Source organism: Paenibacillus konkukensis (assembly GCF_023523925.1).
GTDB classification, from domain to species: Bacteria; Bacillota; Bacilli; order Paenibacillales; family NBRC-103111; genus Paenibacillus_S; species Paenibacillus_S doosanensis.
This window is the reverse complement of record NZ_CP027059.1, coordinates 6092483-6112837: the sequence shown is the minus strand read 5'-3', so window position 1 is coordinate 6112837 and position 20355 is coordinate 6092483. Positions and strand designations below refer to the sequence as shown.

At 52.7% G+C, this 20355-nt stretch carries 16 protein-coding genes and 1 riboswitch; of the genes, 2 read left to right on the top strand and 14 right to left on the bottom strand.

The annotated features are described in order from the left end of the window. Positions 1-2 precede the first annotated feature (2 nt). The 3 genes from SK3146_RS26585 to SK3146_RS26575 form a co-directional block, all read right to left on the bottom strand. Positions 3-695, bottom strand: a complete 693-nt coding sequence (locus tag SK3146_RS26585; protein ID WP_249861597.1) for a response regulator transcription factor — start codon at positions 693-695, stop codon at positions 3-5. 119 nt (positions 696-814) lie between these two features. Further along, complete coding sequence (locus SK3146_RS26580; protein WP_249861596.1) at positions 815-2386, bottom strand: S1C family serine protease; 1572 nt, start codon at positions 2384-2386, stop codon at positions 815-817. A gap of 2228 nt (positions 2387-4614) precedes the next feature. Further along, on the bottom strand, positions 4615-5031 hold the full coding sequence (locus tag SK3146_RS26575; protein WP_249861595.1) for a YugN-like family protein: 417 nt from the start codon (positions 5029-5031) through the stop codon (positions 4615-4617). A 193-nt stretch (positions 5032-5224) separates the two neighbouring features. Here SK3146_RS26575 and SK3146_RS26570 point away from each other — a divergent pair, with 193 nt between their 5' ends. Next, the gene (locus tag SK3146_RS26570; protein ID WP_249861594.1) at positions 5225-6517 is read left to right on the top strand and encodes an ammonium transporter; all 1293 of its coding nucleotides are present in this window, start codon (positions 5225-5227) and stop codon (positions 6515-6517) included. A gap of 157 nt (positions 6518-6674) precedes the next feature. On the opposite strand, the gene SK3146_RS26565 is transcribed toward SK3146_RS26570, so the two are convergent. From SK3146_RS26565 to metA, 10 genes are all read right to left on the bottom strand, one after another. After that, positions 6675-7151, bottom strand: a complete 477-nt coding sequence (locus tag SK3146_RS26565) for a hypothetical protein (RefSeq protein ID WP_249861593.1) — start codon at positions 7149-7151, stop codon at positions 6675-6677. Positions 7152-7381: 230 nt separating this feature from the next. Continuing rightward, positions 7382-7726 (bottom strand): hypothetical protein, encoded by a 345-nt coding sequence (locus SK3146_RS26560; RefSeq protein ID WP_249861592.1) that lies wholly within the window; start codon positions 7724-7726, stop codon positions 7382-7384. A 441-nt stretch (positions 7727-8167) separates the two neighbouring features. Continuing rightward, a complete protein-coding gene (locus SK3146_RS35060) occupies positions 8168-8296 on the bottom strand; it encodes a hypothetical protein (RefSeq protein ID WP_259619109.1) in 129 nt (42 codons plus the stop codon). Positions 8297-8358: 62 nt separating this feature from the next. Then, entirely contained in the window at positions 8359-9051 is a 693-nt protein-coding gene (locus SK3146_RS26555; RefSeq protein ID WP_249861591.1) for a 3D domain-containing protein, read from the bottom strand. 172 nt (positions 9052-9223) lie between these two features. Then, entirely contained in the window at positions 9224-11167 is a 1944-nt protein-coding gene (gene thrS / locus SK3146_RS26550) for a threonine--tRNA ligase (RefSeq protein WP_249861590.1), read from the bottom strand. 319 nt (positions 11168-11486) lie between these two features. Then, positions 11487-12404, bottom strand: a complete 918-nt coding sequence (locus SK3146_RS26545; RefSeq protein WP_249861589.1) for a putative sporulation protein YtxC — start codon at positions 12402-12404, stop codon at positions 11487-11489. A gap of 201 nt (positions 12405-12605) precedes the next feature. Continuing rightward, positions 12606-13742: a cyclic dehypoxanthinyl futalosine synthase gene (mqnC, locus tag SK3146_RS26540; RefSeq protein ID WP_249861588.1), complete on the bottom strand. Its 1137-nt coding sequence runs from the start codon at positions 13740-13742 to the stop codon at positions 12606-12608. A 295-nt stretch (positions 13743-14037) separates the two neighbouring features. After that, on the bottom strand, positions 14038-15219 hold the full coding sequence (locus tag SK3146_RS26535) for a trans-sulfuration enzyme family protein (RefSeq protein WP_249861587.1): 1182 nt from the start codon (positions 15217-15219) through the stop codon (positions 14038-14040). Between the two features lie 6 nt (positions 15220-15225). After that, a complete protein-coding gene (locus tag SK3146_RS26530; protein ID WP_249861586.1) occupies positions 15226-16413 on the bottom strand; it encodes an aminotransferase class I/II-fold pyridoxal phosphate-dependent enzyme in 1188 nt (395 codons plus the stop codon). Further along, positions 16410-17336, bottom strand: coding sequence for a homoserine O-acetyltransferase MetA (gene metA, locus SK3146_RS26525; protein ID WP_249861585.1), 927 nt, complete (start codon positions 17334-17336; stop codon positions 16410-16412). Before metA ends, SK3146_RS26530 begins: the two co-directional genes overlap by 4 nt. A gap of 121 nt (positions 17337-17457) precedes the next feature. After that, a riboswitch (SAM riboswitch) is annotated at positions 17458-17598 on the bottom strand. Positions 17599-18106: 508 nt separating this feature from the next. Here metA and corA point away from each other — a divergent pair. Further along, entirely contained in the window at positions 18107-19042 is a 936-nt protein-coding gene (corA, locus tag SK3146_RS26520) for a magnesium/cobalt transporter CorA (protein ID WP_249861584.1), read from the top strand. Between the two features lie 134 nt (positions 19043-19176). On the opposite strand, the gene SK3146_RS26515 is transcribed toward corA, so the two are convergent. Beyond that, positions 19177-20205, bottom strand: coding sequence for an HRDC domain-containing protein (locus SK3146_RS26515; RefSeq protein ID WP_249861583.1), 1029 nt, complete (start codon positions 20203-20205; stop codon positions 19177-19179). Between the last annotated feature and the right edge of the window lie 150 nt (positions 20206-20355).

Here is a 20355-nt window from a genome sequence, read left to right as displayed (position 1 = left end):
CGTCAGCCCTCTCCTCTCAATACATACCCGGCTCCGCGAACGGTTTGAATCATCCGCTTGTGCCCGTGCTCCTCCGTTTTTTGTCTAAGCAGCGCAATATAAACCTCAAGGACGTTCGACTCGCCGCTATAGTCGTAACCCCATATTTTTTCCATAATCAAATCGCGGGAAAGCACCCGCTTCGGATTTTGCATAAATAAATGCAGCAGCTCGAATTCCTTCGTCGTCAGCTCGATCAACTGGCCGCCGCGGAATACCTCCCGGGTGTCCAGATCCATGAAGACGTCCTGGTACTGGAGCCGGTTCGTCGGCTGTTCCGCTTTCTCCGCCGTCTTGCGGCGCAGCAGCACGCGAATCCGCGCAAGCAGCTCTTCGAGCGCGAACGGCTTCACCAAATAATCGTCGGCTCCGATGTCGAGCCCCTTGACCCGGTCGGCGACCTCGTCCTTGGCCGTCAGCATCAGGACCGGCACCGTCGTCCCGCCTTCGCGGATACGCCGGACAACCTCCCAGCCGTCGAGCTGCGGCATCATCACATCCAAAATAACCGCATCGGGATCATGCTCCAAAATTTGCTTCAAGCCGTCCATGCCGTGATTGGCCGTAAATACCGTATAGCCTTCGAATGCCAACGACCGGCGAAGCATGGAAGTGATTTTTTCATCGTCGTCAATTACCAATATTTTTTCTCTCATAGCAACACCGCCCTTATTAGTTATTGTATCAAAATTAGCCTGTCAGATACAAAAAGAAGCAGAGCTACACAAAAGGCTTCGCTCTACTTCTTTCCTGTTATCTAACCTTTTTCTGTTTCTTATTTGACGGTATTGTCGGCTTCGGCATTGCGGTCCCCGATCGTGACGGTGATCGACTCTTTCTTGCCGTCGCGCATAACGCCGAGCGTCGCTTGATCGTTCACTTTTAGAGCTTTGATTTTATCGACAACCTCTTGCGAAGTTTTCACCTTAGTTCCGTTCACCTCGACGATAACGTCGTAAGGGCGGATGCCCGCTTTGAATGCCGGACTTTTGCGTTCCACGTCGGAGACGATCGCTCCATCGGTATTTTCGAGCTTCAGCTCGGAAACCCATTCTTTATCGATAGCCCCGAGCTGCACGCCGATATACGGGGACGGCTCTTTAGGAATTTTCACGTTGTTTTTCAAATTATCCAGAACGCTGGAAATCGTGCTTGTCGGAATCGCGAAGCCGATCCCTTGCGCCTGCGCGCTGACCGCCGTATTGATCCCGATCACTTCGCCGTTCAAGTTGAGCAGCGGCCCGCCGGAGTTGCCGGGGTTGATCGATGCGTCGGTTTGCAGCAAATGCTTGTATTCGCGAGTGCCTTGGCTGTCGGGAATCGAGATCGGACGTTCCTTGGCGCTGAGCACCCCAACCGTTACCGTATGGTCGAAGCCGTAAGGGTTACCGATAGCGACAACCCAGTCGCCTACGTTCGTATCTTCCGCTTTGCCGAGCGGCAGGGAAGCGAATTCTTTGCCGTCTTGCGGTTCGATTTTGAGTGCGGCCAAATCGAGATCGTAGCTGTTGCCCAGCAGCTGCGCTTTGAACGGCTGGTCGTAGCCCTGCACCGTCACCCAAATTTCAGCCGCTCCGTCGATCACGTGCTCGTTGGTCAGAATATAGCCGGATTTTTCAAAAATAAACCCGGTTCCCATTCCGCCCGGCTGCAATTGCTCGGTGTCCTGGCTTTTTTGTCTTTGCTGACCGCCTCCGTTGCCTCCGAAAAACTGGCGGAAAAACGGATCGTCGAACAGCGAATTGCCGCTGCTTGCCTTAGTCTTCACTTTCGTTTCGATCTTAACCACCGCAGGACCCGATTGCTCGGCGATCTGCGCGATGTTATCCGGTCTGCCGAGGCTGAACGAAGTCGGCTTCGCCGTTCCGCCGCTGGAGGATTGGCTGGAGCTCGGGGCCGCTGTGCTGCCCAGGACGCCCTTCGATCCGGTAAACAAATTCATCTTGTCCGATGCGAACATAAGCCCCCCGACGACGACGGCCCCAGCCAAGAAAGCAATAAACCCGCTTCGGAACGAAGAGCCTCTTTTCTTTTGCTGCGGGAACTGCCAGTTTTTCATAGGGTCGTCGCCCCCGCCATCCGAGACATTGTAAGAGAACGGTCTTACCGGTCTAGGCGGCGTCACTTCCACCGGCTCCCCGCTGCCTGTCGTAGATGTAATGTGAGCGTTCGTCTCATCTTGATTCATTGAGGATTTATAAGGCCCGTAGGAATAATAGTATGACGGCTTCTCTTGCCCCTCGCCCCTATCCGAATTTCCCGCCGCTTCACGGGAAGAAGTATCGTTAGAAGAATCGCCTTCAGGCCGGCGAAAAAAATCATCGTATCCTTTTTTATTATCTTCCATATTGTTAACCCCTCCATCCACTAGCTTTAAAGATTTCTTGAGTTCATTTACTTTCCTTGATTTATATATTGCCTCGCCAACCTTAAAGAAACCTTAAAATTAAATAAATAGAGAGTAAAATCATTGATCCATCCCCCTAAATCCCCCTTGACCTCAAGGGGGACCCCGGGCGCTCGCGCCCCTGGACCCCGCATGTTTGGTGCAAACACATGGGATTGCCGCTTCGATGGGACGTTGGTGCCGGTAGCCGCGTTCATCCCCTGTTCTTTGCTCCGCAAAGTAACAAGGGATACGCTTGGCTGCAGTGCGGGAACGGGCTCGTGCAAAGAGCCACTTTACCGGATAGAGCGCGCGCCCGTCCTGCCAGCCTTTGCCTGCGGCAAAGAACCGGCAGGAAGCGCTTTACTTAATCCATCCCCCTAAATCCCCCTTGACCTCAAGGGGGACCCCGGGCGCTCGCGCCCCTGGACCCCGCAGGTTTGGTGCAAACTCATGGGATTGCCGCTTCGATGGGACGTTGGTGCCGGTAGCCGCGTTCATCCCCTGTTCTTTGCTCCGCAAAGTAACAGGGGATACGCTTGGCTGCAGTGCGGGAACAGGCTCGTGCAAAGAGCCACTTTACCGGATAGAGCGCGCGCCCGTCCTGCCAGCCTTTGCCTACGGCAAAGAACCGGCAGGAAGCGCTTTACATGATCCATCCCCCTAAATCCCCCTTGACCTCAAGGGGGACCCCGGGCGCTGGCGCCCCTGGACCCCGCAAGATTCGGCGCGAGCTCGGAGTTTTGCGGCTTCGATGGGGCGTTGGTGCCGGGAGCCGCGTTTATCCCCTGTTCTTTTGCTCCGCAAAGGAACAGGGGATACGCTTGGCTGCAGTGCGTGAACAGGCTCGTACAGAGAGCTACTTTACCGGATAGAGCGCGCGCCCGTCCTGCCGGCCTTTGCCTACGGCAAAGAACCGGCAGGAAGCGCTTTACTGCGAGTGAACATACTCTCTTCTTAATTCTACCTTTTATTTCATACCTTCATATTAGTATGTATCAAAAAGAGACGCGTGACAATACCTGCGTCTCTCTAATTATAATGATACAGCATATGCTACACATCCAAATTATTGGGGTCCAGGGGCGACAGCATCCCTGTCCAAAACCGTGAGCGCGATTTTCCCGAAACAGCCCAGCGAACCCGCCGTTTTGCTCCACCCTCAAGCGTGTCCTCGAAGCCGCTTCGTCCTTGCCGGGGTCCAGGGGCGACAGCATCCCTGTCCAAACCGTGAGCGCGATTTTCCCGAAACAGCCCAGCGAACCCATCCGTTTTGCTCCCCCCTCAAGCGTGCTCTCGAAGCCGCTTCGTCCTTGCTAGGGTCCAGGGGCGACTGCCTCCCTGTCCAAAAACCGTGAGCGCGATTTTCCCGAAACAGCCCAGCGAACCCATCCGTTTTGCTCCACCCTCAAGCGTGCTCTCGAAGCCGCTTCGTCCTTGCCGGGGGTCCAGGGGCGACTGCCTCCCTGTCCAAAACCGTGAGCGCGATTTTCTATCGAAACAGCCCAGTGAACCCATCCGTTTTGCTCCACCCTCAAGCGTGCTCTCGAAGCCGCTTCGTCCTTGCTGGGGGTCCAGGGGCGACTGCCTCCCTGTCCAAAACCGTGAGCGCGATTTTCCCGAAACAGCCCAGCGAACCCATCCGTTTTGCTCCACCCTCAAGCGGGCCCTCGAAGCCGCTTCGTCCTTGCAGGGGGTCCAGGGGCGACTGCCTCCCTGTCCAAAAACCGTGAGCGCGATTTTCCCGAAACAGCCCAGCGAACCCATCCGTTTTGCTCCACCCTCAAGCGTGCTCTCGAAGCCGCTTCGTCCTTGCCGGGGTCCAGGGGCGACTGCCCCCTGACCAAAACCGTGAGCGCGATTTTCTATCGAAACAGCCCAGCGAACCCATCCGTTTTGCTCCCCCCCTCAAGCGTGTCCGGTTCAAACTTTGCGCTAAGCAAAGCAGAACCGGACCGACGCGCGCCGATCCACTCTACGCCCCGCCAAGCACTAGCCCGTTCCCGCACTGCAGTCGAAGCGTATCCCCTGTCCCTTTGCCAAGCAAAGAACAGGGGATGAACGCGGTTCCTAGCGCCAACGTCACATCGAAGCCGCAAGCCTCTGAGTTCGCACCGAACATGCGGGGTCCAGGGGCGCAGCGCCCGGGGTCCCCCTTAAGAGTAAGGGGGATATAGGGGGATTGATTTTCACGTTAGGGGGATTGAACTCTCCACTTCCCGCAAAACATCCTTCGCTTTGCTCACCCATCGGTCTTCCAAGGAGGCGTCCTTGTCCACAGGCTCCTGGAACTGATCGACGAGCGCTCCGTACGTGCTGACTTGGGCTTCCTTATCCAGCCCTTCATTATATAAGTGCTTCAATACAAACGGACGGCCGATGGAGATGATCGCATTCGTCGCATCGGTATTTCCGTCCAACACCCCATGCGTCACCGTAAAAGGTATTCTTAGCCATACCTTGTTCTCCTCGTCCAGGGCCCGGTCGAAATAACCGTGATCGTATTCCCAATTGCCGCCCAAAGTAAACTGATGATCCTTTAAATAATCGCGGATTTGGTCGTAGCCCTCTTCCCGGTTTATTAAGCTGGAATCCAAAGAAATCATCGTATGTATCCTCCCGCATGTTTTTAGTATATAGAATAAACGTTACATGCAGAAATTATCCACACAAGAGAAATGCGAATGATCGGATCAATATGTCAATATATCTTACGTAGTTCGTTGACATAACTATCATAGGAAACGTATAATGAGTGGCGTAGATTTTTCATATCGTTGGTCTAGAGGAGTTGAACACATGGATTTATCCGCATTGGCGAGCGGCTTGGATACGATCTGGGTAGTCCTGACCGCTGCGATGATCCTGCTGATGGAAGGCGGCTTCGCGCTGCTGGAGGCCGGCTTCGTAAGGCAAAAGAATGCCGTCAGCATCATCATGAAAGTATTTGTCGATATCACCTTCGGAGCGCTCATCTTTTATTTCTTCGGATTCGGCCTTATGTACGGCAAGGATGTTTCCGGTCTCATCGGTACAAGCGGTTTCATGATGGGAGGAGACTTGACACATATCAAGCTTTCCATCTCCAACGATACGTATTGGCTGTTCCAGTGCGCCTTCGTCATTGCAGTCATCTCCATCGTCTCGGGAGCAGTCGCCGAGCGCATCAACTTTCACGCTTATATTCTTTACACTGTCGCGATGACCGGGTTTATTTATCCGATTGCCGGTCATTGGGTTTGGAGCGCGGGCGGCTGGCTCGGCAGCCTCGGCATGATCGATTTCGCAGGTTCCGCCGTCATCCACGCGATGGGAGGCTTCTCCGCCTTGGCGGCTGCCATTTTCATCGGGCCGCGCATCGGCAAGTTCTCCGATGACGGTACGCCGAATATTGTACCCCCGTCCAATCTTCCGCTGGCCTCTGTCGGCGCTTTCGTCCTCTGGTTCGGCTGGTTCGGCTTCAATTCCGGCAGCACGTTGAGCGCGACGAACAGCTCGATCGGGCATATCGCCGTCACTACCATGCTGGCGGCAGCCGCCGGCGGCGCCACATGCATTCTGTTTACAATGCTGCGCTACCGCAAAGCCGACCCGCCAATGGTCATTAACGGCTCCTTGGCCGGGCTTGTCGGGATAACGGCCGGCTGTGCGTTTGTAAGCGACGGGGCCGCCATATTCATAGGAGCCGTCTGCGGAATCGCGATGGTCTTTGCTACCGAATTTCTTGAGTCCAAACGGATCGACGATCCGGTCGGCGCATTCGCCGTTCACGGAGTCAGCGGCAGCATCGGTACATTAGCAGTCGGCCTGTTCGCCAAGCCGGAGCTTGCCGCGAGCGTAGGGCAAGGGTACAGCGGGTTATTTTACGGCGGAGGCTGGTCGCTCTTAGGGGTGCAGGCGCTCGGACTCATTATCGTTGCCGTCTGGGGTTTCGCCTTAACCTGGATCGCCTTGAAGCTAATAGGCCGCTTAGCTCCGGTTCGAGTCAGCCGGGACGAGGAGCTGGTCGGTCTCGACGTAGGCATTCACGGCGTTCCCGCCTACAGTCAGGAGCATGATTTCATCGAACTCAACAAGCTGAAGAGCCGGTAATTCCCCCGGCGCGGCAAGCCGGCCGACAAAATCCTTTTAGCAAAACCTGATCCATCCCCGGCTTCGAACCGTGGATGCGATAAAACGAATGAAGGGCTATCCGGGCAGATACAATCTGCTCAAGATAGCCCTTCATTGGCGTCTATTGGAGATGCCGTTATTTGGAGCTGTCCGACTTCGACGTTACTTTTCCGTTGCGGAAAGTAATCTTGGCCGAACCGCCGTCTTTTAGCTTATACTCGTAAGTTTGCACAGGGTTGCTGCCGTCTTCGGCTTTCGCTTCGCTGATCAATTTGCCCATTTGCCCCATCGTTTTGGTTACGTCGTCGAACGACATGCCGAAATCGACTTTGCTGTATTGATCCGTCGTAACGACCGGTTGCTCCGCAGCTCCTTTCGGCGCCTCCACAGGCGGATTTTCCTTCGTTTGCCCCTGATCGGCCGACTTGTTGTTATTCGAGTCCTGCGCAGCCGGCGTAGGCGTCGGCGTTGGGGATGGTGCAGGAGATTGAGTTTGCTGCGACGTATCCGGCGTAGGCGTCGGCGATGCCGTGCCTGCTTGGTCCGTTTGCTTGGAGCAAGCGGAAACTAACATAGTTAAAGCAAATAGTGCGATGAGTGCTTGGCGCTTCATCAGATCCCTCCATTCATGATTGTCATTCACAGATGACCTTAGTCTGCAGCCGCTCGACTAGAACTCATTATAACGACTTTTTTGTCGCAAAGCAAAACCAGGTGTCGACTTTACTGTTTATTATCACCAAAAATGTGCGTGAAAACGCACAAAATAGGCCCCTTTTTCGCATCTCATGTCGAGGATTGGCGAAGGAGCCGTGCTCTCGTTCCTTAAAACGAATGCTTCCATTACAGGCCGATCTCTTTCTCCAGGTCGTCGCTGATAGCTACATAATCCGACGGCTTGCTGCCGTTCAAAATCGCCCTCGCCTGTTCCGCCTCCGCGCGGAGCTGACGAATTTGCTCCATCGGCCTTTTCACATAATGGATATATTCCACAGCCAAATGATGATCCGGCTTTTTTCCGGCAAATATTTTTCGAAAAGATGACATCGCCTGATAGTTCCTTTCTTCTATCAATCGTTTCTTCTCGTACCTTTCGATCACTTGCTCTATTTCCGCGATCTGTTCTTCCTTGCGGGCAATATACCTTTCCAAAAAAGGGAAAACTTCTGCTGCTTTTCGTTTAGTCATCGCGCTCATACTCCCCATCGTCAAAGCATTCAGCATGGGATATCACCTATCTTTTAATGTCAACTTTCATAACAGTGATTTTATTTTACACTAAATAGCCCGTTTTGAAAATAACTAATTTTTTTCATGACGATTAAGGAGGAGATCTGAATAATTAAAATAAACAAACGGAGGTTAGCAGGCATTCTTAAGCGTTAAAAAGAGGGAGGTAGGGACGTTCCAATTATTTTCAATTGATGAACAAATCCCCCAAAAGTGACGTGATGCTCTGAAGCTTATTCCGTCCGCGTCCAGCCTAAGCTGGATCGGCGACAAACCCTTCCTCTGGGATCGTTCTATGGGTAGACTTTACTTTCGGGGGAGACCCCGGATTTCCACAGGATATTGCTGCGCATCATTTCCTAAATGAAAAAACCGGCGCATCCGCGCCGGTCTGGTATGTTAGTATTTAGAGTTATTGTCGGCACTTTCGTTAGCGTTGTTTTGCGCCGATTGTTTTGCGTTTTTAGCTGTTACCTCTTGGGAAAACTCTGTATCGTTTTGTTGCTTCTTATTTTTGTTTTTAGCCATGATGTTCACCTCCCCTTACAATCATTAGTATGAGCAAGGTGAAAGGCGATTATGTTGGAAGTTTAAAACAAAATCTCGTTTTCCAACTGGCTCCAGATCATTTTCGTAATTTTTCCGTCGCCTTTTTTAACAACGAACACATTTAATGTCTTTTTTCCCCATTCCCGATACACTTGGTCTTTGGTCTCGAAATACAGGTCAATCCGGTTGCCCTTGATGGCGCTCCCCGTATCCGCTACGACTCCGTATCCGTATCCCGGTATCCAGAGCACGGTTCCCAGAGGGAAGACATTCGGATCGGCGGCAATAGTAGAGAATGAATTTTTGTTGCGCTGCACCTTCATTCCGGAGAAGGTCACTCCGTATTCGGGATGACCTGGATTTTTTCCGGTCGATTCTTCGCCTGCGTAGTAGCCCGTAGCAACCACTTCCACCGCGGTGAACTTGGAGATATCTTTTTTCAAATTCGGCAAAAACATATATTTGTCGCTTTGTTTTTCGGTATATTCAGCACGGCTTGTTTGTTTTACCGAAGATACGGCCTTGGTCTCTTTAACTCCATCTTGCGTTTCCGGCTTGGCCGGAGCAGACGTGCTTACGCTTGAAGCCAGTGACGGTATAACCTGATTCCACTCGCTATCGGCGGAACGGTTTTGCGCGAGCGATTGCTGCTCTTGATCCAGCACCATGAACAATCCCAACAAAATGACGATCAAACAGATCCATTTCGCATGACTTGCGGCTTTTGGTAACATACTTGGTTTAAAACCTCCCCTTAATATAAGAGGCTGTCCAATTACTTCTAGGATTATACAAGCTTGCGAAATGGTTCTTTGTCCGCCGCGCGTCTTGAACCGATTTTTGAAGTAAAAAAAAGGACTTACCCTAAGTAAAAGGATAAGTCCTCGCCGACCGTCCGAGGGACGATTAATCGATTTGTTTCGTACGAACCGCTTCGCTAATCAGCTGCACGACGCTGTCCAGGCTTTGCACGCCCAGGTCGCCCTGCCCGCGCTTGCGGAGCGAAACGCTTTGGCTGTTCATCTCATTCTCGCCGACAACGAGCATATACGGGATTTTCTCCAGCTGCGCTTCGCGGATCTTATAGCCCAGCTTCTCGTTGCGCAGATCGGATTCTACGCGAATGCCCGCCAGCTGCAGCTTTTCTTCAACTTGCTTGGCATAGCCTTCGAAGGCCGTAGATACCGGGATCACCTTCGCTTGAACCGGAGACAGCCAAGTCGGCAAATTGCCGGCGAAGTTCTCCAGCAAGAACGCCGTCATCCGTTCCATGGTGGAGATGATGCCGCGGTGAATGACGACCGGACGATGCTTCTGGCCGTCCTCGCCGACATATTCCAACTGGAACCGCTCTGGGAGCAGGAAGTCCAGCTGCGCGGTGGACAAGGTTTCTTCCTTCTTGAGCGCCGTTTTGATTTGTACGTCCAGTTTAGGGCCGTAGAACGCCGCCTCGCCTTCCGCTTCGTAGAACGGCAGCTCCAGCTCCTCTACGACTTCGCGCAGCATACGCTGCGACATTTCCCACATGTTATCGTCCGGGAAATATTTCTCCGTATCCTGAGGATCGCGGTAAGACAGACGGAACCGGTACTCGGTGATTCCGAAATCTTCGTACACTTGGCGAATCAGGTTGATGACGCGCGCAAATTCTTCCTTGATTTGATCCGGACGGCAGAAAATATGCGCGTCGTTAAGCGTCATCGCGCGCACGCGGTGCAAGCCCGTCAATGCGCCCGACATTTCGTAGCGGTGCATCGTGCCAAGCTCGGCTACGCGGATCGGCAAATCGCGGTAACTGCGCATGTCGCTCTTATATATCATCATATGATGCGGACAGTTCATCGGGCGAAGCACGAGTTCCTCGTTGTCCATAATCATTTTGGGGAACATATCCTCTTGGTAATGCTCCCAGTGTCCGGAAGTTTTGTACAGCTCTACATTGGCGAGAACCGGCGTATAGACGTGCTGGTAGCCGAGTCTCTCTTCCAGATCGACGATATAGCGCTCCATCGTGCGGCGCACTTTGGCGCCGTGAGGAAGCCACAGCGGGAGGCCTTGTCCGACTTCGCGGGAGAAGGTGAACATCTTCAGTTCTTTCCCCAGCTTGCGGTGGTCGCGCTTCTTCGCTTCTTCCAGCAGATGCAGATGCTCTTCAAGCTCGGCTTTTTTCGGGAACGCCGTGCCGTAAATGCGCTGGAGCATTTTATTCTTGGAATCTCCGCGCCAGTATGCGCCCGCTACGCTGAGCAGCTTGAACGCCTTAATGCGGCCTGTGGACGGCAAATGCGGCCCCCGGCACAAGTCGAAAAACTCGCCTTGATCGTAGATCGTCAGCACGGAATCCTCCGGCAAATCGCGGATCAATTCCAGCTTCAGCGGGTCTTCCATATCGGTGAAAATGCGGATCGCTTCTTCGCGGCTGACGACACGGCGGCGAATCGGCAAGTTCTCCTGCGCGATCTTCTCCATTTCTTTCTCGATCTTGACCAGATCCTCCGGCGTTACCGGCGTTTCCAAATCGATATCGTAATAAAACCCGTCTTCGATCACCGGGCCGATTCCCAGCTTGACTGCTTTTTCTCCGTAAATGCGCTTCAGCGCCTGAGCCATCAAGTGAGCCGTGCTGTGACGGTATACTTCAAGCCCCGCTTCGCTGTCCAACGTGACGATCTCCAGCGCGGCATCCTGCTCCAAAGGAGTGTTCAGATCGACGACTTTGCCGCCCACCTTGCCTACAACCGCATTTTTCTTAAGGCCCGAGCTGATCGAACCCGCCACATCTTCAATTGTCATTCCTTGCTCGTACTCTCTTACCGCCCCGTCGGGGAACGTTACTTTTACCGCTGCCATGCTTATCCATTCCTCCTGTATTATGCTGGAAAACATAAAAAGCGCATCATCCCATAGAAGGGACGAGTGCGCTTGGTCTCGTGGTTCCACCCTAGTTCAATTCGCGTAGCTGGAAACAGCCGGCGAATCCTCGTAAGCATCCTGTAACGGGAATGAACCGGAGATATATACTAACCGGGAATCGTCCGCTTGCGACTAAACCAGCGTTCCACATCTCGGCTACAAAGGGGTAAATGATTGTCGTTGACTGAGGAAGCTTGCAGCCTAAGACTTCCTTCTCTGAGCAGCACTTCAACCATTGTTATCTTTGATCGTTGCCTTACCCTTTATTATAGTCGGCGGCGGCGGATCGGTCAAGATTATGGCATAGTCCGCAATAGTCGCACAGCTGGACGCGATTCTCGAAAATTTGCTTGATCGTCTTAATAACCTGAACTTCAGGGTCTCGAGTATGGATATAGATCTGCTGCGGCGAAACCGAGATTAAAGTGCTGACGATCACATCTTCAAAATTGATGTCCTTCTCCAGCATTTCAACGGTCACCGTAGCATCGTTCTCGCTCGTATCGATGGGCTCCATCGAATCGTTGAGCAAAGCGAATTCATTGCCGCCTTTATGTATCAAATGAGCGACAGGTATTTTGGCTTCCTGGATATAGACAAAATATTTCAAAAGAGAAATGAACTCCTGATACTGCTGATCCATCAAAAATTCATCGACCGCATATTCAACCATTTCATGGAGCTCCTCCATATAATCGTGCAGCCGAAAATGGATAAACCCTTCCAGATTCAAGTCCGTGTGCTCCTGCAAATATTCGAAAACCGCCTGTGCGATAATCTGCTTGCGGCGGGAGAACGTCTGCTCGAACGGAGGTTCCCCGGCTTCGCCGAAGGCCCCGGGAAGGCAGTAGCTTAAGATGGAGCGTATTTCTTCATCCTTCTTATATTCGTAATGACGCGCGATCAGCGAACGGAGCAAGCCTTCTTCTTCCTCATGAATGATCCACTCCGCGAGCGCATCCGCCGTTTTTGAATAGAGGGTGTCCGTCCGTCTGTCCAATTGAAAGCGAGGAAAAATGCCCTCGGCCAGAATGGTCGAACAAGCGCCGAAACGCTGTACGTGTACCGCCAGATGACTTTTATATACTTGCCGCGCCGCCTGCTCCACAGCATCGCGAAGACGCTGAACCGCATCATCCGGCATTTTCGCCACAGTCAAGGCAAACAGTTTCATCTTGCTCACTCCTTTCTTCCCTTACTTCTCTTTTTTAAGTATATGGTCGCCGGAGAGCATATATACAAACAACAATTTCCCATGACTAACGCCGGCCGTTTTCAAGAACGACAAAAAACGCTTATCTACACGAATCCCTCCATCGGATTCATATAGACAAGCGTTATGCGCCGTAAGTGCAGCGAATTCTAAATTGGCCAATTAATTTTGCATAATAAAGTCGTTGTCAACCTTCTCGTCCACATCATCAAACACGCGAAGAATCTCGTATCTCGTGTTGCGCTGCGCGGGGATTTTGCCCGCTTCGCGGATAATGTCCAGCGTCGAGCCGATGTTGACCTTATGGGTCGTGCCGGCGGCGGAGACGACGTTCTCTTCGATCATCGTGCTGCCGAAGTCGTTGCAGCCGAAATGCAGCGAGCGTTTGCCGACCTCCGGCCCCATCGTCACCCAGGACGATTGGAAGTTCGGAATATTGTCGAGCATAATCCGGCTGATCGCCACATTTTTCAAATAATCTTCCGGCCCGAGCTTATCCGCCTTCAGATTCGTATTGTCCGGCTGGAATGTCCAGGAAATAAACGCCAGGAATCCCGGGGAATTCCATTTGTTGGCAATGCATTCGTCTTGAGCGTCGCGGACGCGCAGCAGATGCAAGGCGCGCTCTTCCATCGACTCGCCGAAGCCGATAACCATCGTGGCGGTCGTAGACATGCCGACCCGGTGCGCCGTCTGCATGACGTCCATCCAATCGCGCCAGGAGCCTTTCAGGCGGCTGATTTTGCGGCGGGTGCGGTCGTCGAGAATTTCCCCGCCTCCGCCCGGCAGCGAGTCCAATCCGGCGGCATGCAGCTCACGAACGACTTCTTCCAGCGTCAACCCTTCGGATACTTCCTTCATTTTCATAATCTCCGCAGGAGAGAAGGAGTGCATCGTAATATTGAAGCGTTTCTTAATCTCGCGCAGCAAATTCGTATAGTAGGAGAACGGAAGGTTCGGATTCGTTCCGCCCTGCATCAAAATCTCGGTACCGTTCACATCCAGCGTCTCCTGGATTTTCTGGAAGATCGTTTCGTCCGGGAGCACGTAGCCTTCCTTCGAGCCCGGCGAGCGGTAAAACGCGCAAAAACGGCAGTATACATCGCAAATGTTCGTATAGTTAATATTGCGTCCAATGACGAAAGTGGTAATTGGCTCCGGATGATGCCTCAGCATAATTTGATTTGCGACATGACCCATTTTTTCGATCTCGTCGGATTCGTACAACCGAATACAATCTTCCAATCCGATCCGGTTTCCGGCCAGCGCACTATCTAGGATGCGGTCTATGGAACTCATCCTGTGCTCACTCCTTTTGCTATCTATTGCCAAACTATTTTGCATACGAAAAAACTTATAAAATCATGGTACCACAAACATAGGCCCGAGTCATTGAAAAAAACGTGAAAAAGAGACTGCCTTCCCGGGTATGCACCCGAAAAGACACTCTCTATTCATATTTAACGGCGCCAAAAATTATGCCCCGTCCGCTTTGATAGCAGGTTTTTAAAAGGGCGGTGAAAAACAAGCAGCCTGCCGTCGATAGAAGCTTCCTCTCGCTGTTGCAGCTTCGCCACGCTTCTATAAGAGGAGGCTAAACGCCGCGAAGCGCTTGATCGAGATCGGCGATGATGTCCTCGATATTCTCAAGACCGACCGAATAACGGACAAGACCGTCGGTAATTCCTCGCTCCAGACGCACTTCGCGCGGCATCGCCGCATGGGACATCATCGCGGGGTACGAGAGAATGCTCTCTACAGCCCCGAGACTGACCGCTACGAGCGGGATTTGCACCTGGTGAAGCACCTGCTTGGCGCGCTCGCCGGAACCGATGTCGAAGGAAACGACGGCCCCGTAGCCCTTGGACTGCTTCTCATGAATTTCGCGTCCGGGATGTCCGGTAAGCCCCGGATAATATACCTTCTCCACGTTCGGATGAGCGGACAGCCATTCGGCCAGACGGCGGGCACTCTGCTCATGCGCTTCCATGCGCGCCTGCAGCGTCTTCATCCCGCGCATCAGCAGCCAGGAGTCGTATACGCCGAGAATCGTGCCCATTCCGTTCTGCACCTGCTTCATTTGCTGTCCGAGGCTCTCGTTGGCGGTGACGGCCAGACCGGCCGTGACGTCGCTGTGGCCGCCCAAAAACTTGGTCGCGCTGTGCAGCACCAGATCGACGCCGAGCTCGATAGGACGCTGATGATACGGCGTCATAAACGTGTTATCCAGCATCGTCAGCAGCCCTTGCTGCTTGGCCCAAGCCGTAATCTCCGCGATGTTCGTAATTTTCAACGTCGGATTGGAGGGCGTCTCCATAAAGACAACCTTCGTATTCGGCTTGAGCGCCGCCTTCACTTGCTCCAGATCGGTCATATCGACGAATGTCGTCTCCACGTTCATTCGCGTCATGATCGTGCTGAGCAAACGGTACGTTCCGCCGTACACATCCTCGGTGCAGATGACATGATCCCCTGCCGACAGCATCATGAACGCCGCCGATATGGCCGCCATGCCGGAGGCGAAGGCGAAGCCGCGGTCGCCGCCTTCCAGGAGGGCGATATAATCCTCCAGCGCTTGCCGCGTCGGGTTGCCGGAACGGGTATAATCGTATTCCTGCTGTTCATCGAGCGAAAACTGATGGAAGGTCGACGCTTGATAGATCGGTACGCTGGAAGCGCCCGTTCTCGGGTCGATCTCCGACCCGAAGTGGATCAGCTTGGTTGCAAACTGACGCTCTGTCTGTTCGTTCTTGCCGTTAGGCTCGTTTGCTGCCATTACGCCTTAAGCCCCCTCTATCTCGGACTGCGCCAAATCGATAGCGCGAGCCAAATCCGCGATCAGATCGTCCGCATGCTCGATGCCTACGGAATAACGCAGCAGACGGTCGTCGACGCCCACCCGGCGGCGGATGTCTTCCGGAATGTCGGCATGCGTCTGCACAGCCGGATACGTCATCAGCGATTCTACTCCGCCGAGGCTTTCGGCGAATGCGATCAGCTGAATATGGCGCAAAATCGGCTCGATAAAGCGGGCGTCCTTCATTTTGAAAGAGAAAATACCGGTATTCCCGGATGATTGCTTCTTCTGAACGACATAGCCCGGATGACTCTCCAGCGCCGGATAATAGACGGCTTCCACTTGAGGATGATTTAACAAAAATTCGGCGATTTTGGTCGCGTTATGTTGATGGCGTTCCATACGGATGGCGAGGGTTTTCATCCCGCGCATCAAAAGCCAGCTATCCTGCGGATTCAGCACGGCGCCGATCGAATTGTGCAAAAACGCCATTTGCTCGGACAATTCCTTGCCTTTGGTCACGATGAGACCGGCCAGCACGTCGTTATGTCCGCCTAAGTATTTGGTCGCGCTGTGAATGACGATATCGGCTCCAAGCTCGATCGGACGCTGGAAGAACGGCGTCAGCAGCGTATTGTCCACGATGGACAAAATGCCCTTCTTCTTCGCCCAGCCGCAAACGAGCTCCAGATCGGTAATCATCATCAGCGGGTTCGTCGGCGTCTCGATCAACACCGCTTTCGTATTCGACTGATAATGCGATTCGAGCGCGTCCAGATCATTCGTATCCACATAAGTCGCGGTCACGCCGAAGCGCGACATAATTTTCTCCAGAAGCCGATACGTCCCGCCGTACAAATCCAGAGAGACGATCAGATGATCGCCTTGGCTGAACAAGGCAAAGATCGTCTGCAGAGCAGCCATGCCGGAGCTGCAGGCGAATCCGGCGTCACCGGACTCCAGCTCCGCTATCGCGTCCTCAAGCACCTTGCGGGTCGGGCTCTTCGTGCGGGCGTAATCGAAGCCCGTGCTTTGTCCGAGCTTCGGATGACGGAACGCCGTCGCTTGGTAAATAGGGAAGCTGACTGCGCCTGTCACAGGCTCTTCCTGAGAGCCGATTTGGGCTAACCGGCTCTCGATTTTCAACTTGCTCTCGCTGTGCTGCTCGCTCATATACAGTATTCCTCCTTGTGCAGATCAAACGGTGTCTCTTGGTACACATAATAGTTAAGCCAGTTGGAGAACAGCAGGTTCGCATGCGCTCTCCACGATACGAGCGGCTGCTTGGTCGGATCGTCGTTCGGGTAATAATTTTTCGGAACGGCAACGTCCATCCCTTTGTTGACGTCGCGGTCGTATTCGTATTTCAAGGTACACGCATCGTATTCCGAATGTCCGGTTACGAATATTTGTTTGCCGTCCTTCGTGCCGACGATATAGACGCCCGCCTCCGAAGACTCGGACCAGATTTCAAGCTCGGGAACATTCTCAATGTCCTCGCGGCGCACCTCGGTGTGGCGCGACTGCGGAACGAGGAACAACTCATCGAAGCCGCGGAGCAGCTTCACGTTGCTTGTGCTGATATAGTGCGGGAAGACGCCGAACATTTTCTCTTCCAGCGGATATTTCGGAACGCCGAAGTGATGATACAGCCCCGCCTGGGCGGCCCAGCAAATATGCAGCGTCGACGTCACATTTTCGCGGCTCCAATCCATGATTTGCCTCAGTTCATCCCAATAATTCACATCCTCGAAGTCGAGCTGTTCAACCGGAGCGCCGGTAATGATCAGACCGTCGAAGCGCTCTCCCCGCACATCGTCGAACGTTTTATAAAACTGCTCCAGATGCTCGACGGACGTATTTTTCGAAGTATGCGTCCTCGGATGCAGCAGCACAAACTCGACTTGCAGCGGGGTATTGCCGATCAGCCGGAGAATTTGCGTTTCCGTCGTTTCCTTGGTCGGCATCAGGTTCATTATCGCGATTCGCAGCGGACGAATATCTTGGTGGAAAGCCACCGTTTCATCCATCACGAAGATGTTTTCGTTCATCAGAATTTCTCGGGCTGGCAAATGATCTGGAATTTTGATTGGCATAGGTATATCCTCCTTTTTTGTAGGCGTTTGTGTTTGTTTCCGGGTAAACTCCTGCAAAAAGGCACTAAAAAAGGCCTTTTTCGCGCGCACGAGAAAGGCCTTGTCAATTCAACAATGTCCTCTCTCATCTCTCAGAAGCTTACGCTTCCGCAAGATTTAGCACCGTGCTTCCTGTCCATGCCCGCCTGCGCGGATATGAGCTTAAGGATAGTCGGTTGCCGGGTATCATCGGGCTAGTCCCTCCACCTGCTCTTGATAAGAGTTTGAAACTTGAAATATGAAATTGTAGTTCTATACCTACTGTATACGAAAATAAAGGGAACGTCAAGACAGTATTCCGCATCCCGCTCCGCTCTTTAAGAATATCACTTTCCCCGCAAACGGCATATTATATCGTAGACCCGAAAAAAATTGCAAAAAATAGAGCAGACCCACCTTGAAGAGCGGCAATCGAGCGGTTATACTAGACAAGTAATTCGACAACACTAGCAAAGGGGTGCACCAAACGAATGGACGGAGACCCGAGGAGTAGTATCTTTCGTTCAGCGACAACAGAATATTTCGTTTGGAATGCCGACGGCTTACGCCGCTCGTTCGCATGCACCGGACTGTCCTTTGCTTAGGAACCAGGTCGCCGCAGCCGTTTACGGCCGGCTTCTGACTTTTTGACCTCTACGCCTAACCTAGATGCTGTCCGGCGAATCGGCGACGTTTCTTCCGTCTGCATTCCTCACGAGCTAACTCAAGCTACATGTGAAGGGGTGGAGCAGATGAAAGCACGTTTGGTTCAGGACGGCATTTTTACTTTAATTGAGGATATTACCCAAACGATCGAGGCGCCGGAGCATGGATTTTATTGGATCGATGCCGATGTTGACGATTTGACGATTTTACAGCCCTTATTTCATCTTCATGAATTGGCGGTGGAAGACTGCTTGACGGAAGAAGAACAGCGTCCGAAGATCGAGCTGTACGATACCCATTATTTTATCGTCGTCAACAGCATCCGGTTTGATGATGAAGAAATTTTTCTGCGGGCGCTCAATATATTTCTCGGCAAGCATTATATCATTACCGTGACCCGGCAAAAAATTAACGAGCTGCGCGCTTTGAAACCGGTGCTTTGGGAAGAGGAAGTCGGCGCGCCGGACCGTTTCTTGTATCATTTGATTGACCTTGTCGTCGATAACTATACGAATGTCGGCGACCGGATCGAAGCGAAGATCGAGAAGCTGGAAGAAGATATACTGATGAATACGAAAAAATCGCATTTGAACGAAATTATCGGTCTGCGAAGCGAAATTTTATGGCTCAAGAAAGTGCTCGTTCCGCAAAAAGAAGTGATCGCGACGTTAAACCGCAAAGAACTGCGGCTCATTAGCGATCCGCTCAAAAAATACTTCGGCGACATCTACGAAAACGCCGTAAAAATATCCGAGAATTTCGATACGTTCCGCGATTTGATGGCGAACTTACGAGAAGCTTACCAGTCCAGCCTGTCGAACCGCGCCAACGAAATCATGCGGATATTTACCGCGCTCACGACCATTTTCATGCCGCTCACATTCATCACCGGTATTTACGGAATGAACTTCGAGCATATTCCCGGCATCCATTGGGAGTACGGCGGCGTCGCTGCGGTCATCCTGATGTTTGTTATCGGCATTTCGATGTTCGTTCTGTTTCGTAAAAAGGGCTGGCTATGAACGCGGCTCGTTTCTATATATAGTAAACTCTTGCCTTGGACGGTATCGGCCGCTTAAGGCAAGAGTTTTTTGCGTTCGGACCGTAAGCGAGCCCGAAGCCGAAGCTGTCATATTAGGCGGCCGGGACGAAACGATTAACCGGCGACGGCTTCCTGGCTTGCCTGCTCCTGCGATGCTTGTGCCTTACGAAACTTCATCCGCAGCAGGCGCAACCATTCATAAATCCGGTCGACCTCCTTTCCGTCAAGCTCCTCTTGCTTATACAGCGATTGCAAAATCGGCTTCAAATACTTGTCCCCGCGCAGCTCGAAAGCCTCCCAAGCCAGACTCAGCTCTTCTTCCGGAACCCGCTTCAGTTCAAGCTCAATGTACGCCTCCAAATCATAGCCCTCCCTGTCCAGCTCCTCCAGCCAGATCATCAAATCTCTCGGCTGAAGCTGCAGCTCTTCCCGCAGCTGTTCCAGGCTGTCGCCGCGGGTCACCGCCTCAAGCAGCCTGCGCTTCGTCTCGCGCTTCGTTTGCTCCAGCTGCTGCTTGCGCTGCTTCTCCTGCTGCTGCCAGGCTTGAAACTGCAGCAGATTCACACTGTCCTCCACCCAATCCAGCGGAAATGAAGTCGTCCGCTCATATTGACGCGTGAACTTCAACAGCTCCGCTCCATACAGCGCGGCTTTATTCGCGCCAAATCCGGGAATTTGGCTTAATTCCTCTTCGGTGTGAGGGAGGAACGCGCAGATCATCCGCAGCAGACGGTTGGTCGCGACCAAAAAGGGCGATTTGCCTTCTTTGCCCGCCTGCTTAAGCCGCCATTGACGAAGCGCCTCGTACAGTTCTTCGCTCGTGTGCTGCTCGCTGTAAAACTGCAGCAGCTGGATTCGCGCGGAGCGGCTGTCCAACGAAACCCGCTCCAGAAGCAGGGCCGGGTCCAATACCGGCTTGAAGCCTTCATGCCGCTTGACGAGCATCCGCTCGCGGAACGCCGCGATCAGCTCCTCCCAGCTCGTTCCTTCAAACCAAGTTTCATGGGTTAATCTGCCGTCTTCTTTCGTCTCCTGCCATCCTGCGATCCACTTCCCATGACTTTCACCGATGGAAGCCTGCGCTCCCCGCGTGCGGTCGTCGCCAACCTGCTTCTCCATACTGTTCAGAAATAACAGATTCATTCCATATCCCACCCTCGCCATCAGATATATATTCAAACGCAAAAAAGCACCCCTCCTACGTAAAGTAAGAGAGGTGCTTCCTCTAAGCGCGTTTGAAATTATTCCCATATTATCATACAACCTCCATGAAAGCAAGAGGAATAACGATTT